Origin of the sequence: Micropruina glycogenica (assembly GCF_900289045.1) — a bacterium.
In the GTDB taxonomy this organism is placed as follows: domain Bacteria; phylum Actinomycetota; class Actinomycetes; order Propionibacteriales; family Propionibacteriaceae; genus Micropruina; species Micropruina glycogenica.
Genome location: NZ_LT985188.1, coordinates 489,271 through 513,600, shown reverse-complemented (window position 1 = coordinate 513,600; position 24,330 = coordinate 489,271). Strand labels below are relative to the sequence as shown.

The 24,330-nt window shown below is 69.3% G+C and carries 17 protein-coding genes, 4 tRNA genes and 1 pseudogene; 10 read left to right on the top strand and 12 right to left on the bottom strand.

Annotated elements, in window-relative coordinates:
* Positions 1–63 precede the first annotated feature (63 nt).
* Genes MPLG2_RS02385 through MPLG2_RS02370 form a run of 4 tightly spaced genes read right to left on the bottom strand, consistent with a single transcriptional unit; the run spans position 64 to position 5,619 of the window.
* A complete protein-coding gene (locus MPLG2_RS02385; RefSeq protein ID WP_105184754.1) occupies positions 64–1,650 on the bottom strand; it encodes a P-loop NTPase family protein in 1,587 nt (528 codons plus the stop codon).
* Complete coding sequence (locus MPLG2_RS02380) at positions 1,647–3,521, bottom strand: GTPase (protein ID WP_105184753.1); 1,875 nt, start codon at positions 3,519–3,521, stop codon at positions 1,647–1,649. Before MPLG2_RS02380 ends, MPLG2_RS02385 begins: the two co-directional genes overlap by 4 nt.
* A 9-nt stretch (positions 3,522–3,530) precedes the next feature.
* Positions 3,531–4,949: a PrsW family intramembrane metalloprotease gene (locus MPLG2_RS02375; RefSeq protein ID WP_105184752.1), complete on the bottom strand. Its 1,419-nt coding sequence runs from the start codon at positions 4,947–4,949 to the stop codon at positions 3,531–3,533.
* Positions 4,950–4,959: 10 nt separating this feature from the next.
* Complete coding sequence (locus tag MPLG2_RS02370; RefSeq protein WP_231935755.1) at positions 4,960–5,619, bottom strand: DUF998 domain-containing protein; 660 nt, start codon at positions 5,617–5,619, stop codon at positions 4,960–4,962.
* A 105-nt stretch (positions 5,620–5,724) separates the two neighbouring features.
* Here MPLG2_RS02370 and MPLG2_RS02365 point away from each other — a divergent pair, with 105 nt between their 5' ends.
* Positions 5,725–6,075: a hypothetical protein gene (locus tag MPLG2_RS02365; protein WP_105184750.1), complete on the top strand. Its 351-nt coding sequence runs from the start codon at positions 5,725–5,727 to the stop codon at positions 6,073–6,075.
* A 38-nt stretch (positions 6,076–6,113) separates the two neighbouring features.
* Here the strand turns inward: MPLG2_RS02365 and MPLG2_RS02360 are convergent.
* Positions 6,114–6,187: transfer RNA gene (locus tag MPLG2_RS02360), tRNA-Arg, on the bottom strand.
* A gap of 4 nt (positions 6,188–6,191) precedes the next feature.
* On the opposite strand from MPLG2_RS02360, the gene MPLG2_RS19795 reads away from it, so the two are divergent.
* On the top strand, positions 6,192–6,773 hold the full coding sequence (locus tag MPLG2_RS19795; protein WP_408632047.1) for a group I intron-associated PD-(D/E)XK endonuclease: 582 nt from the start codon (positions 6,192–6,194) through the stop codon (positions 6,771–6,773).
* Positions 6,774–6,856: 83 nt separating this feature from the next.
* A complete protein-coding gene (locus MPLG2_RS02350) occupies positions 6,857–8,047 on the top strand; it encodes an MFS transporter (RefSeq protein WP_231935754.1) in 1,191 nt (396 codons plus the stop codon).
* Positions 8,048–8,351: 304 nt separating this feature from the next.
* Here the strand turns inward: MPLG2_RS02350 and ppk2 are convergent, their stop codons facing one another.
* Positions 8,352–9,275, bottom strand: a complete 924-nt coding sequence (gene ppk2, locus MPLG2_RS02345; protein ID WP_105187420.1) for a polyphosphate kinase 2 — start codon at positions 9,273–9,275, stop codon at positions 8,352–8,354.
* A 171-nt stretch (positions 9,276–9,446) separates the two neighbouring features.
* On the opposite strand from ppk2, the gene orn reads away from it, so the two are divergent.
* Both orn and MPLG2_RS02335 read left to right on the top strand, forming a co-directional pair.
* A complete protein-coding gene (gene orn, locus MPLG2_RS02340; protein WP_105187419.1) occupies positions 9,447–10,079 on the top strand; it encodes an oligoribonuclease in 633 nt (210 codons plus the stop codon).
* Positions 10,080–10,158: 79 nt separating this feature from the next.
* Positions 10,159–10,234, top strand: a tRNA-His gene (locus MPLG2_RS02335).
* Positions 10,235–10,485: 251 nt separating this feature from the next.
* Here MPLG2_RS02335 and selB read toward each other — a convergent pair.
* The 3 genes from selB to MPLG2_RS02320 all read right to left on the bottom strand — a co-directional run bounded on the left by selB (position 10,486) and on the right by MPLG2_RS02320 (position 13,746).
* Positions 10,486–12,291, bottom strand: a complete 1,806-nt coding sequence (gene selB / locus MPLG2_RS02330) for a selenocysteine-specific translation elongation factor (protein WP_105184748.1) — start codon at positions 12,289–12,291, stop codon at positions 10,486–10,488.
* Position 12,292: 1 nt separating this feature from the next.
* A complete protein-coding gene (gene selA, locus MPLG2_RS02325; protein ID WP_105184747.1) occupies positions 12,293–13,603 on the bottom strand; it encodes an L-seryl-tRNA(Sec) selenium transferase in 1,311 nt (436 codons plus the stop codon).
* Positions 13,604–13,653: 50 nt separating this feature from the next.
* Positions 13,654–13,746 (bottom strand) — tRNA-Sec (locus MPLG2_RS02320).
* A gap of 130 nt (positions 13,747–13,876) precedes the next feature.
* Between MPLG2_RS02320 and selD the strand changes: the two genes are divergently transcribed.
* Positions 13,877–14,860, top strand: coding sequence for a selenide, water dikinase SelD (gene selD, locus MPLG2_RS02315; RefSeq protein WP_105184746.1), 984 nt, complete (start codon positions 13,877–13,879; stop codon positions 14,858–14,860).
* 205 nt (positions 14,861–15,065) lie between these two features.
* On the opposite strand, the gene nrfD is transcribed toward selD, so the two are convergent.
* The 3 genes from nrfD to fdh are packed head-to-tail and all read right to left on the bottom strand — an operon-like array spanning position 15,066 to position 20,490.
* Positions 15,066–16,151 (bottom strand): NrfD/PsrC family molybdoenzyme membrane anchor subunit, encoded by a 1,086-nt coding sequence (gene nrfD / locus MPLG2_RS02310; protein ID WP_105184745.1) that lies wholly within the window; start codon positions 16,149–16,151, stop codon positions 15,066–15,068.
* Complete coding sequence (locus MPLG2_RS02305) at positions 16,148–17,110, bottom strand: 4Fe-4S dicluster domain-containing protein (RefSeq protein WP_105184744.1); 963 nt, start codon at positions 17,108–17,110, stop codon at positions 16,148–16,150. The genes nrfD and MPLG2_RS02305 overlap by 4 nt, the downstream gene beginning before the upstream one ends.
* Positions 17,107–20,490 (bottom strand): formate dehydrogenase, encoded by a 3,384-nt coding sequence (fdh, locus tag MPLG2_RS02300; protein WP_269459165.1) that lies wholly within the window; start codon positions 20,488–20,490, stop codon positions 17,107–17,109. Before fdh ends, MPLG2_RS02305 begins: the two co-directional genes overlap by 4 nt.
* Before the next feature lie 284 nt (positions 20,491–20,774).
* On the opposite strand from fdh, the gene MPLG2_RS02290 reads away from it, so the two are divergent.
* The 4 genes and pseudogenes from MPLG2_RS02290 to MPLG2_RS02270 all read left to right on the top strand — a co-directional run bounded on the left by MPLG2_RS02290 (position 20,775) and on the right by MPLG2_RS02270 (position 24,280).
* The gene (locus MPLG2_RS02290) at positions 20,775–21,572 is read left to right on the top strand and encodes an SGNH/GDSL hydrolase family protein (RefSeq protein WP_105184741.1); all 798 of its coding nucleotides are present in this window, start codon (positions 20,775–20,777) and stop codon (positions 21,570–21,572) included.
* Positions 21,573–21,576: 4 nt separating this feature from the next.
* On the top strand, positions 21,577–22,905 hold the full coding sequence (locus MPLG2_RS02285) for a MurT ligase domain-containing protein (RefSeq protein WP_105184740.1): 1,329 nt from the start codon (positions 21,577–21,579) through the stop codon (positions 22,903–22,905).
* Positions 22,902–23,612, top strand: a pseudogene (locus MPLG2_RS19215) (type 1 glutamine amidotransferase); the annotation flags it as partial. The gene MPLG2_RS02285 and the pseudogene MPLG2_RS19215, both read left to right, overlap by 4 nt.
* Positions 23,613–24,207: 595 nt before the next feature.
* A tRNA-Lys gene (locus MPLG2_RS02270) sits at positions 24,208–24,280 on the top strand.
* The last annotated feature ends 50 nt before the right edge of the window (positions 24,281–24,330 follow it).

Here is a 24,330-nt window from a genome sequence, read left to right as displayed (position 1 = left end):
GATGACCGTATGGAACCTGCGCCGGGATGAGGGTGACGGTCACGACCAGTTCGTCATCTCCGGCTACGCCGCCCGCTGCACCGCCTCGACGGCCCGCCGGTGCCGATCGAGCTCGTCTTGCACCGGGGCCAGCAGTTCGCTGTCGGTGACTTCTGCGATGGCTTCGTGCAGCGTTCTGTCGGCACGGTTCGCCTTGGCCCGGGCCGCGATCGACACCGCAAGCCGAGACACGCCGGCCAGCACCAGCCCGGCGACCACGCCAACGGCCAGCAGCACGAACTGCGCGGGCCAGCCCCACCAGTACACGGTCGGCATACCCATCAGCCCCATGGCGGGCGCGAACATCATGAACAGCGTCCACAACAGACCGGCCAGCACCGCGCCCATCAGTACCCACTGCAGCGCCCGGACGACCGCCCACCCGGCGGTGCCGCGGTCGAGTTGCAGATCGGCCCCTGCGATGGCGGTGTCGAGCCGGTCGAGCAGCACCGACTCGCGGCCACGCGCCGCGTCACGCACGGCGGCCGCCCACCCGCGAGGCAGACCCGCGGCGGCAGCGTCCACCAACTCACGCAGGCCACGATCGAGGCGGGCCCGCTGCACCGCGCTGGCACCCGGCAACGAGGTGCGGCTGACTACGGTGGGCGCCAACTCGCCGCGTTTCTGATCGAGCCGCAAAGCCCGCAGCGGGTCGGGCCTGAGCCGAGAAACCCAGGTGACGAACGGCCAGCCGGTGGCCTGGCCACCCCGCAGCTTCCAGGCGTCTCGGACGCCCTCGACGACGATCGGCACCCCGGCCGCGTCAGCCAACGCGTCCACCAAGGGGGCACGCAGCCTGCGATCGAGGGTCGGTGTCGAGTCGCCCAACTCACCCGCCAGGGCCTTCGCCGCCTCACCGACGTCGGCCGCGATGCGAGCGCTCACAGTCTTCTTGTCGGCGACCGCGCGGGCCAAGACCTCGCGCAGTTCGGGCACCCCCGTGCCGGTGAGCGCCGACATGGCCATCAACCTGGCCTGCCCCAGCCCCTCGGCGTCGAGCAGTGCACGCAGGTCGGTCATCGCCTGCGTGAGCTCATCGGGGCGCAGCCGATCGCTCTGGTTGAGCACCACGACCATCACCCCGGCGTAGCCGGCCAGCGGCTTCAAGTAGCGGTCGTGCAGGGCGGCGTCGGCGTACTTCTGCGGGTCGACCACCCAGATCAGCATGTCGACCAACGGCAGCAGGCGATCAACCGTCATGCGGTGCTCGGCCTCGGTGCTGTCGTGATCGGGCAGGTCGAGCAGCACCAGATTCTCGAAGGCGCTGCGCCGGGCCGGCACCAGGTGCTGCCGCGGCACGTCCAGCCAGTCGAGCAGATCACCCGGCAGCTCGGACCCCCAGCCCACCGCCATCGCCTGCGACGTGGTCGGACGGCGCACGCCGGTCGGGGCGAACTCGGTGCCGCTGATCGCGTTGAACGAGGTCGACTTGCCCGACCCGGTGGCGCCGGCGAGCGCCACCACGGTGTGATTGCCCGAGAACGCCACCCGCTGGTCGGCGCGCTTCACCGCGGCCGCCGCCCTGTCGACCACGTCGTCGGACGATCGGCCACGGCTCAACTCCACGGCCTGCTGCAGCGCCTTCAGCCGCTCGGGCAGGGGTCGGCTCACCGCTGCTCCCCCTGCGACAAATACGACTTCGACGATTGGTCCGGCTCGGACCCCTCGGCACCCGACAGCAACTCGGCCTCCACCACGTCGGCGGTCAGGGCCGGACGATCGGCCACCTGCGTCGCGGTCGCCTTGAACCCCTCCAACTCTTCGCGAGTGGGGGCGGTGAGCCGCTGATCCGACCCCCGCACCTCGTTCACGTCCGCAACGGCGGTGATGATGCCTTGGGCCGCGTCGGGTCGTATACCGGCGTCGTCGAGCACCGTCTCGTAGCGAGCGAGTTCGCTCGCCATCAGGCCCTCGACGCGGGCGTCCAGGTCTTGTTTGGCACGCTGGGCGAGCCGGCGTACCGCGTCTTCGCCGAACACCGCTTCGAGCACCCGCTGCGCCAGCACGGCGGTGCCGCCGGCGACGCCGACCTCGGCACCGGTGAGACCGCCGGTGGTCGAGAACACCACCATCATCAACGCGATGCCCACGCCGTTGGCACCCAGGGCCAGAAAACGCGCCTTCGACTTCTTGGACGCCCCCTCACTGCTGACCAGTTCGAGCACGTCGGCCTGCCAGTTGCGAATGGCCAGCGCCACGTGAGCCTGAAAGTCCGGCGAGGCGTGGCTCAGGTCGACGCGGGTGGCGCCCAGCAACTGCCGTCCGGCCGGCTGGTTGGCCCAGGCGGTCTCGGTGCGTTCGGCCGCTGCCTCGCCCTCTTCACGAATCAGGATCTCCATGCCCGACTCGACCGCCAGCTTCACCCCGTTGACCTCTTTGGGCTCACCGCGCAGCGACGCCACCAGCCGGTCACGCAGCCAGCCGATCTTCTGCTCGACGGCACGAAAGAACTCGCCCGTGCCCACGAAGTCGTGCCAGCGTGACAGCACCTCGCCGCGCAGCAGGGTGCCGTCGGCGGTCTGCACCCCGACGGTGCGCACGGCTTCGCGGTACGAGCCCTCGGCGTCGGCCCGCAGCTGCTCGATCGCGCTCGCCTGGTCGTCCACGGCGGTGGCCACCTTGGGAGCGTTGCGGCACACCGCGCCGATGGCACCGTCGAGGGTGGTGAGCACCACCTGGGCCCGCACCGAGGCGTCTGCGGCGAGCGCCGCCAGCCAGTCACGAATCGGTGCCACCGCCTGGTCGGGCAGCAGTCCGTCGGCGTCGGTGACGGTTTCGGGCACGGCGAACAGCGGTGAATCGCCCAGACCTTGATCGGCCATCATCTGCCCCAGATGACTCGGCACCTCGGTCATCGCCGCCGGCGGCACGCGCTGCAGCACCACGGCCAGGGCGGCGCTGCGTTCGGCGGCCGACTTCAGGTACTCCCAAGGCACGGCGTCGGCGTAGCGGGCCGCCGAGGTGACGAACAGCCACAGGTCGGCCGCGGCCAGCAGTTGCGCGGCCAGCGCACGGTTCTCGGCCACCACCGAGTCGATGTCGGGAGCGTCCAGAATCGCCAGGCCCTGCGGCAGGGTGGGCTCGGCGACCAGTTGCAGGGTGCGGGTGTCGTTGGCGGCCTCCAGCGACCGGGCCAGTCCGGGCAGGATGCGGTCGGGGCCGAACCAGTGCGCGTCGTCGGGGTTGTGCACCAGAACCGGTGAACGCGTGGTCGGACGGATCACGCCGGTGCGGCTCACCGCTCGTCCGATCATGGAGTTGATCAGGGTGGACTTGCCCGCACCGGTCGAGCCGCCGATCACCGCCAGCAGGGGTGCGTCCAGTCGGTCGAGGCGAGGCAGCAGATAGTCGTCGAGCTGCGCGACCATGTCGCGTTGCAGCCGGCCCGTGAGGGTGCTGCCGGGCAGGTCGAGCGGCAGCCGGGCCCGCTGCAGGGCGTCACGCAAATGGCTGAGCGACTCCGCCAGTTGGCCAGCGCTCATGCAGCTCCCCTACGACCTGGGTGGCCCCCAGGTCGGGTCCACTCTCGAATACGTCTGTGATCCTAACGGTGCCGAGCCCGGAGTTGCTGGCCAGTTGCCGCCGAGTCCTGCCGGGCCCGGATAGTTGGGCGGCTGGTAGTCGACGGCTTTCGATCGACGTAGGCGCGGCAGCGAGAGGCGCTGACCCTGCGGGTCGTCGATGGCCAGGCCGCGCAGCGAGCGGGTCTGATAGAGCAGTTCGGTGGCGCGCTGCTGACCGGCGGAATCGATGACGCCCTTGACCTCGGCGTCGCGCAGAAAGGCCAGCTCGGTGAGCGTGCGCTGCAGACTCAACGTGGCACGCAGCACCGCCCAGCCTCGGGTCGCGGCCACCATCAGCGCCCAGGCGCGGCGGCGCACCCGTGATGCGGTCTCGGGGTCGGCAGGGCTCAGCCAGCCCATGCGCACGTAGTCGGTGAGCCGGGCGCGTATCTTGCGGCTCTCGGCGAACAACTGCCGAACGGCGTAGATGACCGCCGAGATCACCATGGGCAGCAGCACCGCGAAGTAGATCACGTACTGCATCTGGCCGGCGGCGAACGTGGCCTGCGAGTTAAAGAACATGTGCAGCAGCGCCGCCAACAGGTAGCCGGTGATCGGCGCCAGCACCCGCACCACCTTGCTGTGCGTCCGCAGCGCGACCATCAGGCCCAGCCCGGTCATCATCGTGAACAGGGGGTGACCGAACGCCGTCCAGAAACCGCGCAGCCAGACCAGCTGTTGCACCGCCGACTCGGCGTCGCCGGTGCCGATCGTCGAGCTCGAGTACATGATCGCGCGGGCGTAATAGATGATGTTCTCGGTGAAGGCGAAGCCGGCCGCCGACAGGCCCGCCAGGGCGATTCCGTTGAGCTTTGTGACCAGTTGGTAGCGCACCAACATCGCAATCCAGAACAGCACGGTGGCCTTGGCCGCCTCTTCGACGAACGGTGCGATGTAGATCGCGGCCCGTGCGCCGGTAGTGGGGTCGCCGTCGCCGCCGATGCTGAGCTGCTCGGAAGCCCAGGTGTTGATGTGCAGCGACAAGAAGGTGGCGACGCACGCGCCCCAGCCCAGTGCCAGCCACCACAGCAGCAGCCGTTGCGGCCGGAACCGGTCGGCGATCACGAACACCACGATCCAGAACAGCAGGGTGGGCACCGCGTACCAGAACGCGTCGCGAATGGCCGAGAAGTTCATGCCGGGCACCGTGCCGTCGCGCACCGGAATGTCGGCCGTCATCAGCGCGTACTGCGACCACAGCGCGGCGGCGTAGACGAGTGTGAACACCAGGCCGATCCAGGTCCACGGGTTGGTGAGAATGCGCTTGGGCAACGGTGCCGAGACGTCCGGCTGCGACGGAATGCCGTTGAGCACGCGGCCGTGCCGGGTGATGGTGTCCGTCGCCATGCCGGCAAGACTACCGGGCGATGGGACGGCCGCTTCGGGCCGAGGTGAGCGGACGGCGCAGCCGAATCGCCAGCACCGCCAACCAGCCCAGGCCGATGATCAGCGCGAGCCGCTGCCACAGGCCGCCGTACGGCATGAGCGCCGGGTGCTGGCTGAACCCCATCGAGGCGAGCACGAAGCAGCCGAAGAAGACGGGCGCCGCGATCGCGTTGAGCCACGCCCATGCGGCGTCGCCGGCCCGGTGGAACCGCCTGGCCATCACGATCATGGCGGCGGGCAGCAGCGTGAAGACCGGCGTGCTGAACAGGTCGTGGGCGATGCCGTGCGCTGTGCGCGGGGCTGGTATCGGCGAACCCACCGGGTACCCGCTGATCGGGTCGCACGCAGCGAACCCGGCGCCGATCAGCCCCAGCCCGACGATCGCGATCAGAATCGGGGTGGCGCGGCCGACACCGGCTGCGCGAAGCCCGAGGGCGAAGGCGATGATCAGCGCGCCCGTGACCCAGAAGGTGAGCATCTGCACCCAGCCGCCCGGCCCGAGGCTGAGTGCGCTCACCGGGTGCCGCAGGGGGTCGTAACCGGGGCGGACGGCTCCCTGCACGAGAAACGAGCCGACGAAGACGATCGGGGCTGCCACCCCGGCGAGCAACAGACGATTCGGCTCGGTCACGACCTCCATCGTGCGCGCTGATCGGGCCGGCGTCCATCAGCGATGGTGCGCAGTCGGTGACAGCCCGCCTCGTTGGCCAGACAGCACTGTCGGTTACAGTCACCCATGGCCAGCTACCAACTCAACGACGCGGCTGTCGAACACACGCGCACGCTGATCAAGAGCCGACAGTACGTGCTCGACAGCGACTGGGGCGATGCGCAACCCGACGCCGCGGCCGAGAACGCGTATCTCGAGAACCACACCTTCGACGACTACGCCGCCTGGCATCTGGGGCTCACCGAGGGCGCAACGGACGACACCAAAGCACGCTACGCGTTCGTGGTGGGCGACTTTCGCCGCGTGCACCGCAGCGCACTGATCGCCTGCGTCTACCGCGCCGCCGAGTGGCGGCACAAGACGGTCGAAGTGGCCGCGCACGAACTGCTGCAACTGCTGGACGACACCTCGGCGTAGGCCGCCGACGGCGGCACAACCACTGGCTCTCGTGAAGGCGCCTCGGGCGAGACTCGAACTCGCGGCCAGCCGCTTAGAAGGCGGCTGCTCTATCCAACTGAGCTACCGAGGCAGGTATGCACCCAGGGTTGTCGTTGGACCGGCCTAGACGAACCTCGGGTTGCAGCAGCGATTGTAGGGCGTGCGCGCCGCCGAGCCGGGGCAGCGGTGTCAGCGGACGCGTCTCGATGCCTGGAGGTTCCGAGACCGCATGGCGCCGCCACCGAAAGATTGCTCGTCTCTCAGTCTTGAGTATGGCTCATCACACGAAAGACAAGGGCGATCTGGGTGTTGCGAAGGCGCACGCTGACTTGGTGTCACAAGGATTCGTCGTGCTCTTCCCGGCGACAGAGCATGCCCCGATTTGGTCGCGTACAAGCACGGCCGTTTCACGAGACTGCAGGTCACGTACAGAACAGGTCGCACGGGCACAGCAAAGGTCCAGGTTCGGTCTGTCTGTTTGGTCCGATCGGCACGGCCTTCACGTGCAACCTACCGACAAGAGCACCATTGACGTCGTCTGCATCTACTGCCCCCAGAGCGACGCGTGCATTACGTCAGTCCTCGGAAGCACGGATTGTCGGTCACGCTCAGGCTCACCCCAAGCAACAACGGCTAGAAGTCTGGGGTTCTGGAGCCCAACGACTTCCGCCAACTAGGCTGAAGCTCCCCTTGATGTGGCCACGAGGAGCCCACCCGTCCTTGCAGCCCAATGCTCGGCCGAGCGCGTAAGTTGCTCCGGGTGAGCTCGAACACAACCGGCCCGACGCCCTGGCGTCGGCTGGGCGTTTCGATCTACCTACCCACCACGCTGTCGTTCGTCGGCTTCGGCGCCATCGTGCCGCTGGTACCGCTGACCGCCCGGGCACTGGGCGCGTCGGTCGCAGAGGCCGCCCTGGTGGTGGCGCTGATGGGCATCGGCAGCCTGGTCGGCGCCCTGCCGGCCGGGGTGATCGCCGACCGGTTCGGTGAGAAGAAGTCGCTGGTCGGCGCCATGATGCTCGACGCGGTGTGCCTGCTGATCTGCGCCTTCGCGACCAGCGAATGGGTGCTCGCCGGTGTCGTGTTCGTGATCGGGCTGAGCGGCGCGATGCTCACCCTCGCCCGGCAGTCGTACCTGACGGTTGCGGTGCCGTTGGCTTACCGCGCGCGTGCGTTGTCGACGCTGGGCGGCGTCTTTCGTATCGGCAACCTGGTAGGCCCGCTTATGGGTGCCGCAGTCGTCACCGTGTGGGGGCTACAGGCCGCCTACCTGGTCGCGGCCGGAACCAGCCTGCTCGCCATGGTCGTCACCCTGGCGTTGCCCGAGCTGCCCGCCGAGCCCGACTCGGTCGACGAACCCGTCCGCATGCTGCACGTGCTGCGCGGTCACGCTCGCGTCTTCGCCACCGCCGGCGTGGGGGCGTCTGCCTTGATGTTGGTGCGCGCGTCACGCGACGCTCTGCTGCCGCTGTGGTGCGAGCAGATCGGCTTGGACGCCGCGACCACCAGCCTGATTTTCGCGGTGAGCTCAGGCATAGACATGACCCTGTTCTACGTGGGCGGCTCGGTGATGGACCGGTTCGGACGGCGCTGGGTGGCGGTGCCTGCCATCGTGATCATGGCTGTCTGCTTCGCTCTGTTGCCGCTGGCCCACGACACCCCGGCGGTCGCACTGATCGCCGCGGTACTCGGCCTGGGCAACGGCATCTCGGCAGGCGTGGTGCTCACCATCGGCTCGGATCTTTCACCCGCGCTCGGACGGCCGCAGTTTCTGGCCGGCTGGCGGCTCACCACCGGCATCGGCCAGGCCGCCGGACCCTTGCTGATCACCGCCGTGGCCGCCGTGGCACCTTTGGGGTTGGCCGCCGTGACCATCGGGGCGATCGGGCTCGCGGGGAGCGGTTGGCTGTGGAAGTGGGTACCGACGACGGTGGGTCGGGCCCATCCATAGGGCTTGTTCACGCGTTTCGACTGAAACGATAACAAAGCTGCGACGACTAGGAGTTTTCATGTCTGCACAGCTATGTTGCACGCTAGGTTGACGACTACTGCGGCCCCCGTGAGCCTGGGCTCCCTGACCGATCCAATGGAGGATCTTTCATGCGTGCTAAAGCACTTGTGGCGGTCGCGTTCGCGGCCGCTTTGTCGTTGGTGGGCTGCAACTCGGGCACGACGGCTGCGACGTCTCCGGCCAGTTCAGCCTCGGCTTCATCGGCTGCGGCCGGTGGTGCGGGTGGCGAGGTCGGTGTCTTCACCTAGTCGTCCGAGCTCTCGCGGCCCCGGCGCACGATCAGCGGGTCAGGGTCGTACACCACCGAATGGTCTTTACCCGCGTAGTCGTACTGGTTCAAGAACGCCCGCATCGCGTTGAGCCGGGCCCGCTTCTTGTCGTTGCTGCGCACCGTGATCCACGGCGCATGCTTGGTGTCGGTGCGGGCGAACATCTCTTCTTTCGCGGCCGAGTAGGCGTCCCACTTGTCGAGGGACTCCAGGTCCATCGGCGACAGCTTCCACCGCCGCACCGGGTCGATCTGCCGGATCGCGAACCGGGTGCGCTGCTCGCGCCGGGTCACCGAGAACCAGAACTTGGTCAGCTGAATGCCCGATTCGGCGAGCATGCGCTCGAACTTGGGCGCGTGGTTCATGAACGTCTCGTACTGATCGTCGGTGCAGAAGTTCATCACGCGCTCGACGCCGGCGCGGTTGTACCACGACCGGTCGAACAGCACGATCTCGCCGTTGGTCGGAAAGTGCTGAATGTAGCGCTGGAAGTACCACTGCCCCAGTTCGGTGCTCGACGGCTTGGTCAAGGCCACCACGCGAGCGGCGCGGGGGTTGAGATGCTCGATGAACCGTTTGATGGTGCCGCCCTTGCCGGCCGCGTCACGTCCTTCGAACAGGATGATGTGCTTGAGGTCGTGGTCTTGGCAGTAGTACTGGAACTTCAGCAGCTCGATCTGTAGCAGGTACTTCTCCTGCTCGTAGTCGTCGCGATCCATCAGCTCGTCGTAGGGGTAGTCCTCGCGCCAGGTCTCGACCGCCCGGCCCCCTGGATCGATCAGTTCGGGGTCGGGCCCTTCGCTGTCGGCGACCGTGTACCCGGCGGCAACCAGCTTGTCGATGAACTCGCGCAGGTTGTCGTCGGCGTCGGGCTGAAGTTCGTCCAGGTCAGTGCTCATCGGGTCCTCCACGTCGGGTGACCTCCAGCCTAGGGGGACGAAACCGGCTATCGCGAGAGCGGCGCCGCGCCGTGCACCGATCCCCCACGCACGCCCGAAACAGGGGGTGAACGCAGGGTGAACCGGGCCTGCCAGACCCCCGGACGCGGCGGGTCCCCTAGAGTGTTGGCCGTGGGTGACCAACTGGTGTGGATCGATTGCGAGATGACCGGTCTCGACCTCACCCATGACGTGCTCATCGAGGTTGCCGCGCTCGTCACCGACGGCCAGCTGAACGTGCTGGGCGAAGGCGTCGACGTGGTGATCAAGCCCTCGGACGCGGCGCTCGAACAGATGGGCGACTTCGTGCGTGAGATGCACGAGAAGTCGGGCCTGCTGCCGCTGCTGGCCGACGGGGTCGACGTCGAGACCGCCGAACAGCAGGTGCTGGCCTACATTCGCGAGCACGTGCCCAATGCACGCAGCGCCCCCCTGGCGGGCAACACGATCGGCACCGACCGGTCGTTTCTGGCGCGCGACATGCCCGAACTCGAACAGCACGTGCACTACCGCAACGTCGACGTCTCGAGCATCAAAGAGCTGGCCAGGCGCTGGTTCCCCCGGGCGTACTACAACACCCCCGCCAAGTCGGGCAATCACCGTGCGCTGGCCGACATTCGCGAGTCGATCGAAGAGCTGCGGTACTACCGCGAGGCGGTGTTCGTGGCGCCGCCTGGGCCTTCGACGGTCGAATTGAAACGCATCGCGGCCGTGCATCAAGGGGCGTTGACCCACCCCGGGCCGGTCGAGATCGGCACCGACTGACGCGCTCGGGCGTGATTGGCGCCGTCGTTCGTCGTTGGACTAGACTGTGCTAGCCGAAAAGCAGTTCGTTCGGCGCATGGTGGGTATAGCTCAGCTGGTAGAGCACCTGGTTGTGGTCCAGGATGTCGCGGGTTCAAGTCCCGTTACTCACCCCAAACGGCCGAGGGCCAAACCTCCACCAGAGGTCACCGCACTGGTGTGAAACCGAGCCTCGCCCGTTGCTGATCCAGATTCGACCCCAACCCTGGACGAGCTTTGCTGCGGTGCGCGGCCTCAAAGCCAGTCTCGGGCACACGAGACACGCACTGCTTCGTGCCGGGTGCTGACGCCCGACGTGCTCACGGCGCAGTCAGGCAGTGCTTCACGATGCCGCCCATGTCTCTTGACCGGACGACTTACGGACCTTTCAGCGCACCACCGTGCGCAGGGTGCCGTCGAGCCGCCGCGTCCAGCCGCGGGCGTCCAACAGTTCGAGTAGCGGAATGGCCACCCGGCGGGTGGTGTTCATCGCCCGCCGGGCTTCGCTGGTGGTGAACGGCTGGGTCAGACCGGCCAGCGTGCGCATCGCCAGAGCCGGAGCCTGCGGCAACAGCACCACTGCCCCGTCGAGGCGTAGCAAGCGCCCGGCACGCTCGGCAGCGGCCAGTTCGCGCGGGCCGAGCCGCAGGGCGGTCAGTTCCTCGGCCTCGGGTGCGGCGAACGGCTGTTCGCGGAGCCGTTGCTCCAGCTGGACGATCGCAGCTTCGGCGGCACCCAGATCGTTCGGACGACCCGGCCTACGCACCGCCCCGCGGACGGATTCGAGCCCCGCCGCGCTCACGACCAGTGCGAGCAGAGCAGCCTCCGGCAGCGGCGGATCTTCGTGCCGAAGCAGGTCCAGCGCCGCACCGTCACTCAGCCCGGGTGACAAGGGTTCCGACTCGTGCACCCGGTCGACCGCCCGGGTCAGGGACGCCGCCCAGGCGCCCAACACGGCCCGATCGACCCACCAGCCGTCCTTTTCGGCGACACCCTCGGGCGGCGCCGTGAGCCGAGCCAGGCCGAATCGCCACAACTGTTCCGGCCGCATGGCCCCCCGTCGGGCCACCTCCGTGGCCGGGTCGCCGCCCACGGGACGGTTCGCCAAGTCGACCGCGAGCCGGGCGCCGTCGCCTCGCCGGCGAAGCTCCGGTGGGTCGACGTCGAGCACCAGAACCCCCGCCAGTACGACGTGACCGCCGGGCGTGCGCAGAACCAGCCGATCGTCCACCTTCAGCGGTAGCGCTCGATCGAGGGTGAGCCGGGCGTGCTCGTGGTCGAACGGACGCACCCGGGCCGGCACCGCGGCCGTGCCGACGTGCACCATCAGCTGCTGCGGCAGGTCGTCGAAGCCCGCGCCGGTCGTCCGGCGGACGTCGAACTGAATCACGATCGGCCAGGCATCAGGGCTGACCAGGGCGTCACCGCGATGGACGGCCTCGGCCGGCACCTCGCGCAGGTTGACCGCGGCCCGAGCGTGCGGGGTGACCAGCGGGACGGACTCGTTGCGGCTCTGCAACCCGCGCACCCGAACCGGGCGACGGCCGTCCACCCCCACCAGGTCGAGCCGATCGTGGCGCCGCAGAGTGCCGGCGGTGAGCGTTCCGGTGACCACCGTGCCCGCCCCTCGAATGCTGAACGACCGGTCGATCCACAGCCGCACACGGGCCTCGGGGTCGGGTTCGGGCACCTGAGCGAGCACCTGGTCGAGGGTGTTCAGCAGGTGTTCCCAGCCGGTGCGGTTCACTGCCGAGACCGCCAACACTGGAGCGTTCGACAGCGGCGTTCGGCCTAGTCGGGACTCGATCTCGGTCTTGGTGGCGGCGAGTTGATCGGCGGTGGCCAGGTCGGCGCGGGTGATCACCACCAGCCCGGCGGTGATGCCCAGCGCGACGACGGCGTCGAGGTGATCGCTCGACTGGGCCTGCCAACCCTGGTCGGCGGCCACTACGAAACAGACCGCCGGCGCGGGCCCCACCCCGGCGAGCATGTTGCCCAGAAACCGCTCGTGGCCGGGCACGTCCACGAAGGCGACCTCACGACCCGACGGCAGGGTCGTCCAGGCGAAGCCCAGGTCGATGGTCAGGCCCCGGCGCTGCTCCTCGGCGAGCCGGTCGGGCTCCATTCCGGTCAGGGCGCGTACCAGGGTCGACTTGCCGTGGTCGACGTGCCCGGCCGTGGCCACCACGTACATGTCAGTCGTCCGCGCTGCGCAGGGCGGCTGCGACCGCCCCTGCGAGGCGCTCGTCGTCGGCCTCGGGCACGCAGCGCAGGTCGACCAGACAGACCCCGTTGTGCACCCGGGCCAGCACCGCCGGGGTGCCCAGCCGCAGCGGTTCGGCAGACTGCGCCGGCAGTGCGACCGCCCACCCGGGCAACGGGACGCCCGGCGCTCCCCCGCCGCCGACCCGTCCGTCATGAGCCACGACGGTTCCGCCCACCCGGGCGACGAGCGCCTCGGCGCGGACCCGCAGCCGGTCGGGGTCGGCGTGCAGCGCCACGCTGACCGGCGGTGGTTCTGCGGTGAGTGTCGCCTCCAGCGCGGCGAGGGTGAGCTTGTCGGTGCGGACGGCACGCGCCAGCGGGTGCAGCGCCAGCCGTTCGATCACTTCGGCCTTACCGAGCAGCAGGCCGGCCTGCGGGCCGCCGAGCAGCTTGTCACCGCTGGCGATCACCACGTCGGCCCCGGCGCGCAGGGCGGTGTCGGCGTCGGGCTCGTCGGGCAGTGCCGGGTCGGGTGCGAGCAGGCCGCTGCCCAGGTCGACGATCAGCGGCAGGTGGTGCTCGTCGGCCAGCGTGCGCAGGGCGGCCACGTCGACCTCGGCGGTGAAGCCCTGCACGGAGTAGTTGCTGGTGTGCACCTTGAGCAGGCAGCCGGTGCGTTCGATGATCGCCTGGGCGTAGTCGTCGGCGTGGGTGCGGTTGGTGGTGCCCACCTCACGCAGGGTGGCCCCGGTGACGGCCATCAGGTCGGGCAGCCTGAAGCCGGCGCCGATCTCGATCAGTTCGCCGCGGCTGACCACGATCTCAGCTGTGCCCACCAGAGCGGTGATGGCCAACAGCAGGGCCGCGGCGCCGTTGTTCACCACCAGGGCGGCCTCGGCGGCTGGGCAGGCGCGGATCAACGCCTCGCGGGCAGCCGCTCCGCGCGGGCCGCGCCGTCCGGTGGTCAGATCGAGTTCGACGTCCACGTAGCCGGCCGCCGACTGCACGGCGGCCATGGCTGCGTCCGACAGGGGGGCACGACCCAGGTTGGTGTGCACGATCACGCCGGTGGCGTTGAGCACCGGGGTGAGCGACGTGGTGGCACGGTCGCGCAGCGAGCGTTCCACCTGGTCAGCGACCTGTTCGACGGGCAAGGCGCCGTCGCGAGCGGCTTGTTGTGCGCTGCTGATCACTGCCCGAACGGTGGGCTCGCTCAGCCGCGCGCGAGCCTCGACGACGGCGGGCAAGGCCAGCAGCGCGTCGGTGCGCGGAATCGTCCGGCGCCGATCATCGTTGCCCATGCCACCCCTTGGTCCTCGGCGGTCAGCACCGCGGCTCGGAACCGCGGCGGCGGAGGCGGACGGGAATCGAACCCGCCAGACCGAGCTGCTCGGCCTCACCGGTTTTGAAGACCGGGGGGCCCACCAGGAACCCAGACGCCTCCGCCGCAGACCCTACCCACCCCGCGCCCACCGGGCCAGACACCGCCTCGTCGGCAGCCGACCCACGACGTGGCCCAGCGTTGGGAGAGCCACGTCACTGCGGCTCGGACGATCCGCGTCTAGTCTCGGCCCATGCATGACACCATTCGGCTGACCGACTACACCCACGGTGGCGGCTGCGCCTGCAAGATTCCGCCGGGCGAACTCGAGGACGCCGTCCGCGGCCTGACCGGGCAGCAGAACCCGAACGTGCTCGTCGGCCTGGACGATGGCGACGACGCGGCCGCCGTGCTGGTGCGCGACGGTCTGGCCGTACTGTCGACCGCCGACTTCTTCACCCCGGTGGTCGACGACGCCTACGACTGGGGCCGGATCGCCGCCGCGAACGCTCTGTCGGACATCTACGCCATGGGCGGCACGCCGGTGGTCGCGATCAACCTGGTCGGTTGGCCGCGCGACAAGCTGCCAATGGAACTGCTCACCGAAGTGCTGCGCGGCGGACTGGACGTCGGCACGCAGGCCGGCTGCCCGGTGATCGGCGGACACTCGGTCGACGACCCCGAACCCAAGTACGGCATGGCCGTCACCGGCATCGCCGCCCCCGACACGCTGTTGCGCAACGACGCAGCCCGCCCCGGTCTGCCGCTCACCCTGACCAAGCCGATCGGCGTCGGCATTCTGAACAACCGGCACAAGCGCACCGGCGAGGTGTTCCCCCACGCCATCGAGCTGATGACGGCCCTGAACGCGGACGCCTCTGCGGCAGCATTGGCGGCCGGGGCCAAAGCGGCCACGGACGTCACCGGCTTCGGCCTGCTGGGTCACCTGTTCAAGCTGTGCCGGGCCTCAAAGGTGGGCGCGGTGGTCGACGCGGCGGCCGTGCCGGTGATCGAGGGAGCCGCCGAGTCCCTGGCCGACGGGTACGTGTCGGGCGGCACCCGACGCAACCTCGACTGGGTGCGTCCGCACCTGCGTCCCGGCCCGGGCATCACCGAGAACGACCTGCTGCTGCTCGCCGACGCGCAAACCTCCGGCGGTCTGCTGGTGGTCGGCGAGGTGCCGGGCTACCCGGTGATCGGTGAGACCACCGGCCGGCCGGACATCGAGATTCGCTGACCGGCCACCTCGTGGCCCACCGTCATTCCGGCGAACGCCGGAATCTCTGTCGTGACCCTTACTGTCGGGTGCGGTTGCGAGATCCCGGCATGCGCCGGGATGACGGGCTACGTCGTCATTCCGGCGAACGCCGCAATCCCTGTCGTAACTCGCGCTGTCAGGTGCGGTTGAGGATCCCGGCATGCGCCGGGATGACGAAACACCCTCAGTCGGCGGTGGTGATCGAGTCGTCCACGATTCCTTCGGCGCGGCGCTTGGCGAGCCGGTTCTTCTGCGGCACCACCGTGTAGCGGGGGTCCTTGGCGGCGTGAATCCCGGCGTGCAGAATGCCGAACCGGGTCAACGCCGACGCGGTCAGCAACGTCACACCCGACAGGGCCGCGATCGTCCGGTTGCGGCCACCGAGTAGTGCCGCCAGGCCGCCGGCGGCGACCAGCCGCTTGCTCCACTGCAGCAGCTTGCCCGGCGTGCCTTCGTGCAGGGGTTCGGCGGCCACCGGGTCCATCGACTGCTCCATCAACTCCGTGGCCGCCAGGTCGCACGCCGACCCGATCACCGCCAGCGCACGCGCCGGGCCGGCGTCGTCGACCGGGGTGGTGATCATGCCCAGCCCGCCCGCGGCCAGGCTGGCCGAGCTCACGAACACCATCGGCAGGTACTCGCGGGCGTCGTTCCAGGTGGGGTTGGCGGTGTCGGACAACAACACCGCCGTATACGCGGCCAGCGGCGGCCCGAACAGTCCTGCCGCCACCCCGGCGGGGGTCTCCACCCACTGCAGCAGCCTGCGCAGCGGCCCGAGCGGCAGCTTCTGCGCCGTCATGCGGTCGACCTCGGCGACCGCGGCCACCCCCGCGAAGGCGCTGAAGCCGCTCAGAATCCACGATCCGACGCTCATCGGCGAGCTCAACTTGACGGTGCGCAGCATGTACAGAAAGCGCTCCGGACGGCCCAGGTCGATCACCAGCGCCACCGCGCCCAGGCCGACCGCACCGAGCGCCGACAACCGGCTGTTGCGCCGCAGCCGGGCGTTACCGGTCAGCTCGGCCCCGGCCGCCAGCATGCCCGACGCCGCGGCCAGCCCGCCCAGAAACAGGTAGGCGCCGATCGGGTTCTCCCACGGCGGCGGCTTGACGATCGGACGGTCGTAGTACGACGTGAACTCCGCCTCGGGCACCATCGGCTGCTCGCGCGCACCCTCGGCACCCCCCGCACCCCGACGCCCACGCCAACCGCCCCGACGACGCCTGCGGGGCGGCTCGGGTGGACGGTACTGGTCGTACTCGTTCGTCATCGCCGCCGCCGTCCGGTGAAGAAGGCCAACACGACGCCCGCGATCATGCCCACGGCCGCCAATGACGCGCGATCGAACATGTGTGGCAGGTCGGCGGTCGGCACCCGCGGGTCGGGCGGCAGGCCGTACACCTCGGGCTCGTCGAGCAGCAGGAACACCGACCCGGTGCCGCCGACGCCGCTGTTGGGGTTCGCGCCGTACAGCCGGGCCTCGGTCAACCCCTGCGCGTGCAACTGCCGCACCCGCTCGCGGGCCTGCTCGGTGAGGTCGGCGTGCTCACCGAACTTGATGGAGGTCGTGGGGCACGTCTTCGCGCAGGCCGGTTCGAGGCCGTCCACCAGCCGGTCGTAGCACAGCGTGCACTTCTGCGCGACGCCCACGTGCGGCGTGGGCGCCTGCTCGCCGGCGGTGAAGTCGCGGTTGGTCTTCGGTTCGACCAGCCCGTCTTTGCGGCGCTCGATCACCCCGAACGGACACCCCGCCACGCAGGTGCCGCAGCCGTTGCAGACGTCGGCCTGCACCACCACGGTGCCGAACTCGCTGCGGAACAGTGCCCCGGTCGGGCACACGTCCAGGCAGCCGGCGTGGGTGCAGTGCTTGCAGACGTCCGAGGCCATCAGCCAGCGGAAGTCGGGGGTGTCGGGCGGCGTGACATCAACGTTCGTCGCGGCTTCGGTTCGAACGCCCGGCATGCCCAGGTTGACCAGCTGGCGTCCACTCTGGCGCGCCTGCTCGATGCGCTCGCGGCCCTGCTCGACGAACGCGACGTGCCGCCAGGTGTCGGCTCCCAGATGGGTGGTGTTGTCGTAGGAGGAGTCCGACAGCTGCCAGGTCGAGTCGGCGGGGTTGCGGTTCCACTCCTTGCACGCCACCTCGCACGCCTTGCAGCCGATGCAGATCGAGGTGTCGGTGAAGAACCCCTTGCGGCCGGGTTGAAACGACTCTTCGAGATTGATCACCGCTCACCCCCCTGCTCGTCGTCAGGCACCACCCACGGGTCGTCGGCGTTGACCCGCTCGGCCTCGAGTCGATCCTGCCGCATGGCGTGCTCACCCCGCTCGACGTCGATCGGGCGCATGCCGGTGTCGACCGTGACCCCGGCCCGCCGGCGGTACTCGGCCACCAGTTCGAGCCGGGCACGTCCGCGCGGACGGCGCCCCGCCACGATCGCGCACGAGCCCACCTTCGACTCTTGGATCAGCACGTTCGGATCCATCACCACGCCCAGCAGGTCGTTGGCCGAGTCGCCGCTCACCACCGCCTGCTCGCCGCCGACCCCCCAGTGGTAGGGCAGGCCGATCTGGTGCACGGTGCGTCCGTTGACCACCAGGGGACGCATCCGGTCGGTGACCAGGCATTTCGCCTCGATGGCCGCTCGGGGGGAGATCAGCGTGGCCCACCCGTATGGCTCGATGCCCACCTCGGCGGCCAGCTCGGGCGAGATCTCGCAGAACATCTCGGGTTGCAGCTCCGACAGGTAGGGCAGCCAGCGGCTCATGCCGCCCGCGGTGTGGTGCTCGGTCAGTCGATAGGTGGTGAACATGTACGGGTACACGTTCGCGCCGGGGTCGTCGTCGCTCGGGGCGCTGAGGTTGTCGGGACGCGCCAACGTCACCCGGGCGGGCGAGCGTTGCTGGTCGTACACGGTGTTGCGCACCGGCGACTCCTGCGCCTCGTAGTGGGCCGGCAACGGGCCGTCCACCAGGCCACGCGGGGCGTACAGCCAGCCCTTGCCGTCGGCCTGCATGATGAACGCGTCCAGTCCCGACAGTGCGGCCGGTCCGGTCGCCTCGGGCCCCGGACGGGCATCGGGCGCCAGCGTGGCCGGAAAGTCGGGCACGTCGTCGCCGGTCCAACGGCCCTGCTCGGAGTCCCACCACACGTAGCGTTTACGCTCGCTCCACGGCCGCCCCTCGGCATCGGCCGACGCCCGGTTGTACAGCAGCCGCCGGTCGGCCGGCCACACCCACGCCCAGTCGGGGTTCACCGGATCATGGCCGGTGCGGGCCGGACGACGCGCCGCCTGATTGACGCCGCCTGCGTAGATTCCGGTGTAGATCCAGCAGCCGCCCTCGGTGCTGCCGTCGGTGCGCATCTCGGCGTACGACGACAGCGGCTGGCCCGCCTTGTCGCCGGTGCGGAAGCGTCCGTTGATCTCTTGCAGCACCGCCGCCGAGTCGGGGTTGCCGTGCTCGTCGAGCGGGTAGTTCCAGGTGAGGTCGAGCAGCGGCCGGTCGCGCGGGTCGTCCGAGCCGGCCAGCTTCTCGCGAATGCGCAGACCGAGTTCGTAGAAGAAGTCGAGTTCGCTCTGGGCGTCCCCCGGCGGTTGCAGGGCCTGGTGCCGCCACTGCACCATGCGCTGGGTCTGGGTGAACGTGCCGGCCTTCTCGACGTGGGTGGCGGCCGGCATGAAGAACACCTCGGTTTCGATGTCTTCGGTGCGCAGTTCGCCCGACTGAATCTCGGGGCCGTCCTTCCACCAGGTGGCCGACTCGATCAGCGCCAGATCTCTGACCACCAGCCACTTCAACTTCGCCATGCCGAGCCGCTGCAGGCGGCCGTGGGCCGAACCGACGGCCGGGTTCTGCCCGAGCACGAAGTAGCCGTCGACCGTGCCGTCGAGCATTGCGGCCACCGTCTGATAGGTGCCGTGCGGGCCGGTCAGTCGGGGCAGGTAGTCATACGCCCAGTCGTTGTCGGCCGTCGCGGCGTCGCCCCACCAGGCCTTGAGCAGATTCACCACGTAGGCCTCGGCGTTGGCCCAGTAGCCCTTCTGGGCGGGTGAGGCGATGCCGTCCAGATAGTCGGTGAGCGTGCCGGCGGTGACCATCGGCATCGGCAGATAACCGGGCAGCAGGTTGAACAGGGTCGGAATGTCGGTCGAGCCCTGAATGCTGGCGTGCCCGCGCAACGCCATGATGCCGCCGCCGGGCCGACCCATGTTGCCCAGCAGCAACTGCAGGATCGCCGCGGTGCGAATGAACTGGGCCCCCATGGTGTGCTGGGTCCAGCCCACGGCGTAGGCGAAACAGGTGGTGCGGTCGCGTCCGGAGTTCTCGGTGATCGAGCGGGCCAGGTAGTCGAAATCGGCCTCGCTGATGCCACACATCTGCTGCACCAGGTCGGGCGTGTAGCGGGCGAAGTGCCGCTTGAGAATCTGAAACACCGTGAACGGGTGCTGCAGGGTCTCGTCGGTTTCGATCTCGTCGCGGCACAGCCCGTCGCCGCGGGTGCCGTCGACGGCCACCGGGCCTGCCGCGCCGAACTGATCGCCCATGCCTGGCCCCTGTTGCGGCTCGTTGGCGGTGCTCTCGTCGTCGCCCGACTTCAGCCGGTACGACCACGACGCGTTGTCGTAACGTCCGGTGGCGGGGTCGTAGCCCGAGAACAGTCCGTCCAGGTCTTCGGTGTCGCGAAAGTCCTCGTTCACCAGGGCCGACGCGTTGGTGAACGCCAGCACGTACTCGCGAAACCACTTCTCGTTGCTGAGCACGTGGTTGATCAGCGCGCCGAGCAGCACGATGTCAGAGCCGACCCGAATCGAAATGTGCTTGTCGGCCACCGCCGAGGTGCGGGTGAAGCGCGGATCGACGTGAATGATGCGGGCACCCCGCGCCTTGGCCTCGCTCACCCATTGAAAGCCGACCGGGTGACACTCGGCCATGTTGGAACCCTGAATGACGATGCAGTCGGCGTTGGCCATGTCCCACAACGGTTGCGTGGCTCCACCACGACCGAACGAGGCCCCCAAACTGGGAACCGTGGCGGAGTGTCAAATGCGGGCCTGGTTCTCGATCTGAATCGCGCCTGCGGCGGTGAAGAGCTTCTTGATCAGGTAGTTCTCTTCGTTGTCGAGCGTCGCGCCGCCCAACGAGGCGATGCCCATGGTGCGGCGCAGCGGGCGTCCGTGCTCGTCGGTGTCTTGCCACCAGCGCCGGCGCGATTCGATGAACCGCTCAGCGATCATGTCGATGGCCTTATCGCGCGACAACGACTGCCATTCGGTCGAGTAAGGCGCGCGGTATTTGATCTGGGTCTGCCGTCCGGGGGCGTTGACGAGTTGCTCGCTGGCCGACCCCTTGGGGCACAGCCGGCCACGCGAGATCGGCGAATCGGGGTCGCCCTCGATGTCGATGACTTTGTCGTCTTTGACGTAGACCAGCTGCCCGCACCCCACGGCGCAATAGGGGCACACGCTCTGCACCACGCGGTCGGCGGTGGCGGTGCGCGGCTTCAGGTCACGGGTCTGGCGCGACGTGACCGCTTCGCCGCGGCCGAACCGGTCGGGCGTGGTCAACTGCCTGACCACCGGCCAGTTCAGAGGGCTGAAGCGCGCCATGGCGTGACCTTAGCCCAAAGATCGTTGGAGCAGCAGGGCAGGCCCCCCGATCGCCGGTGAAACTCTTGTGAGAAGCCCGATCCGAGACCCGTTCTCTGCACGTAGCTGCCTTCGTGACACGTAACTGCCTGCGCGCAGGCAGTGAGGTGTCACAAAGGCAGTTGCGTGGACGTTCGGGCGCACCAACCCTGCCCAGGGCCGGCCAAACACCGTCGCCGAACCGCCGCCGGGCGTGGAGTAGCATGCCGATTGGTTCCGAAACCCCCGCACCGGCAAGGACGTTCATGGCAGAGCCAACCGCCTGGCGCCGCTACGTCGCCATGGGCGACTCGCTCACCGAGGGCCTGGTCGACCCCTACCCCGACGGCAGCCCGCGCGGCTGGGCCGACCGGTTCGCCGGGCACCTGGCCGCCGCCGCCGGCGAGCCGCTGCAGTATGCCAACCTCGCCATTCGTGGACGGCTGCTGCGACCGATCATCGCCGAACAACTCGAACCGGCCCTGGCCCTGAAACCCGACGTGGTCAGCCTGTGGGGCGGCGGTAACGACACCATGCGGCCCCGCGTCGACATCGACACGCTCACCGACGCCCTCGAAGCCGCCGTCATTCGGCTGCGTGAGGCCGGCATCGACGTGATTCTGGGCACCGGCATCGATGCCAAAGACTCCCCCGTGCTTGAACTCACCCGTGGCCGCACCGGGGTGTTCAACTCGTCGGTGTACACGATCGCCCGCCGGCACGGCGCCTTCGTGATCGACGTGTGGGGCATGCGCTGCCTCAAGCACTGGGGCATGTGGCACGACGATCGCCTGCACTTCAACAGCATCGGTCACGAACGGGTGTCACAGGCGGCGCTGGCCGCCGTCGGCCTGCCGACGCGGCCCGGTTGGGACGACCCGCTGCCCCCTGAATCGGCCAAGAGCCCCAAGGAGTGGCTCGACTGGCAGCTCACCTGGGCTCGTGAGCATGCGGGGCCGTGGATCGGACGTCGCATTCGGCGCACGAGTTCGGGCGCGGGGCGGTCGGCGAAGTTCCCGCAGTATGTCGAGGTGCCACCCACCTCGTCCGACCCGGCAGAATAGCCGCATGCCTGCCGAAGCCCTCCGGCGCCGCGCGACCCCGGCCGACCTGCCGGTCGCCGATCGCCTGCGTCTGTTCGCGGCGGTCAGCGCCGGCAACCTCGCGGCGCTCGGATCACGGCTGGCCAACCGGGGCTCGGGGGCGTCCATTCGGGGCCAGGTGCTCACCCGGCTGGCTCCCGACGCGTTTCGGCTGCTGCTTCAGGGGCGTCGCATCGCGAGCGTCTCAGGCACCAACGGCAAGACCACGACCACACACCTGCTGGCGGCGGCTGTGCGTGCGGGCCTGGGTGCCGAGTCGGGCCGGCTCGTCACCAACGCCGACGGCGCCAACCTGCACTACGGCATCGCGTCGGCGCTCAGCCAGGCACCGTCGTCCGACCTCGCGGTGCTCGAGACCGACGAGCGGGTGGTCTCGGACATGATCGCCTACGGACGCCCCGAGGTGCTCGTGCTGCTGAACTTCAGCCGCGACCAGCTCGACCGGCACCACGAGATCAAGGCGCTGGGCCGGTCGTGGCGTGCCGCCCTCGACCGCGCCGGGCAGGACGGCCCGACCGTGATCGCCAACGCCGACGACCCGCTGGTGGTGTGGTCGGCCGGCACCGCACCCAAGGTGGTGTGGGTGAACACCGCCACCACCTGGACCGCCGACGCAGCTCTCTGCCCCGCCTGCGGCTCGGTGCTCACCACCGACGGCGACCGCTGGGACTGCCCGGGCTGCGACCTCACCCAGCCCCAGGCGACCTGGCGGGTCAGCGGCGACTCGATCGTGCTGCCCGACGGGTCGACGGTTGTGCCCGAACTGCGGGTGCCGGGCAGCTTCAACGTGTCCAACGCCGCCTGTGCACTGGCGGCCGCTGTCGAACTGGGCGTGGGGGTGCCCGAGGCGCTGCGTGGTATGCGCACGGTCACCTCACCGGCCGGACGGTTCGCCACCGCCACCCTGCACGGCACCAGCGTGCGGCTGCTGCTGGCCAAGAACCCGGCCGGTTGGGCCGAGGCGCTGCCGCTGGCGACGTCCGACCCGGTGCTGCTCGCCATCGACTCGGTGGCCGCCGACGGCAAAGACGTCTCGTGGCTGTGGGACGTCGACTTCGAGCAGCTGCAGGGTCGCGAGGTGTTCGCCACCGGCCCGCGCGCCCAAGACCTGGCCGTCCGGCTCGCCTACGCCGAGGTGCAGCACCGGGTGATTCCCGATCTGGCGGCCGCCTTGGCCGCCGCAGTGCCGGTGCAGACCTCCAGCCCGACGCCCGGCAGCCCGGCCGCGCCGCTGGATCTGATCGCCACCTATACGCCGTTTCAGAAGCTGCTGAAGATGGCGGGCCTGCGATGAGCAATCCTGTCGAGATCGTACTGATCTACCAGTCGCTGCTGGGCATCTACGGCGACCGGGGCAACGCGATGGTGCTGCTCAAGCGGCTGCAGTGGCGCGGCATCGAGGCCACGCTCACCGTGGTCGACCCCGGCGACGAGGTGCCGGCGACCGGTTCGGTGTACCTGCTGGGCGGTGGTGAGGACGCCGCTCAGGTGTCGGCGGTAAAGGCGCTCAAGGCCGACGGCAACCTGTTCAGGGCCCTGGACGACGGGGCCACGCTCTTCGCGGTGTGCGCCGGCTATCAAATCTGCGGCAACACGTTCACCATCGGCGAACACGACGAGGTGATCGAAGGCCTCGGCCTGCTCGACGTCGATACCCGCCGCGGCTCGGTACGCGCCGTCGGCGAGTTGCTCACCCGGTGGACCCGGCAGGACGGCACCGACGTGCTGCTCACCGGCTTCGAGAACCACGGCGGCTTCACCACCGTGGGCCCGGCGGCCACTGCTCTGGCGAGCGTCGAGATCGGCATCGGCAACGCCAACGACGGCACCGAGGGTGCGGTGCAGGGCCGAGTGATCGGCACCTACCCGCACGGCCCGGTGCTGGCCCGCAACGCCGCCCTGGCCGATCACGTGCTGTCGGTCGCGCTCGACCGCGAACTCGAGCCGATCGATCGTCCAGAGATCGATGAGCTGCACCGCCAGCGGGTCGAGTTCGTCCGCAAACAGGGCCAACGCCGCTGGCCCCTCCCCGTCATTCCGGCGAAAGCCGGGATCTCCCCCAGCCAGCGCCGTCCTAGACTCCCGAGCATGACCGAAACCGACGCCCAACCGTTCGTACCCGCCGACTTCGAACCACCGCGGCATCTCGTCACCGACCGGTTTAGGCTCGAGCCGCTCGGCCCCGAGCACAACGAGGCCGACCTGGCGGCCTGGTCGTCGAGCATCACGCACATTCGCTCGACCCCCGGCTACCCCGACGGCGACTGGCCGCCCGAGCAGGGCATGACGCCCGAGCGCAACCTGGCCGACCTGACCCGGCATCGGGCCGACTTCGAGGCCCGCCGAGGCTTTACCTTCACTGTGCTCGACCCGGCGGACGGCGACGTGATCGGCTGCGTCTACATCTACCCGACCCGACAGCCCGGTCACGACGTCGAGGTGCAGTCGTGGGTGCGCGTCGACCATGCTGCGCACGACGACGAACTGGCCCAGGCCGTAGCCGACTGGTTGGCCGCGGACTGGCCCTGGCGAAGCCCGTATCGTTACGGCCGCTGATTTCACCTTGCTGCGCTGCTTCGGTATAGTTTCATCTCGGGCGCCGCTAGCTCAACTGGCAGAGCAGCTGGCTCTTAACTAGCGGGTTCGGGGTTCGAGTCCCTGGCGGCGCACGAAAGCGCCCCTGACTACGGTAAATAGTCAGGGGCGCTGTGCTGTCTCG

Bases quoted from the DNA above. Each gene is read 5' to 3' on its own strand.
- MPLG2_RS02380 (WP_105184753.1), bottom strand. From the start codon at position 3,521: ATGAGCGCTGGCCAACTGGCGGAGTCGCTCAGCCATTTGCGTGACGCC.
- MPLG2_RS02375 (WP_105184752.1), bottom strand. From the start codon at position 4,949: ATGGCGACGGACACCATCACCCGGCACGGCCGCGTGCTCAACGGCATT.
- MPLG2_RS02365 (WP_105184750.1), top strand. From the start codon at position 5,725: ATGGCCAGCTACCAACTCAACGACGCGGCTGTCGAACACACGCGCACG.
- MPLG2_RS19795 (WP_408632047.1), top strand. From the start codon at position 6,192: ATGCACCCAGGGTTGTCGTTGGACCGGCCTAGACGAACCTCGGGTTGC.
- ppk2 (WP_105187420.1), bottom strand. From the start codon at position 9,275: ATGAGCACTGACCTGGACGAACTTCAGCCCGACGCCGACGACAACCTG.
- selB (WP_105184748.1), bottom strand. From the start codon at position 12,291: ATGTACGTGGTGGCCACGGCCGGGCACGTCGACCACGGCAAGTCGACC.
- selA (WP_105184747.1), bottom strand. From the start codon at position 13,603: ATGGGCAACGATGATCGGCGCCGGACGATTCCGCGCACCGACGCGCTG.
- selD (WP_105184746.1), top strand. From the start codon at position 13,877: ATGCATGACACCATTCGGCTGACCGACTACACCCACGGTGGCGGCTGC.
- nrfD (WP_105184745.1), bottom strand. From the start codon at position 16,151: ATGACGAACGAGTACGACCAGTACCGTCCACCCGAGCCGCCCCGCAGG.
- MPLG2_RS02290 (WP_105184741.1), top strand. From the start codon at position 20,775: ATGGCAGAGCCAACCGCCTGGCGCCGCTACGTCGCCATGGGCGACTCG.
- MPLG2_RS02285 (WP_105184740.1), top strand. From the start codon at position 21,577: ATGCCTGCCGAAGCCCTCCGGCGCCGCGCGACCCCGGCCGACCTGCCG.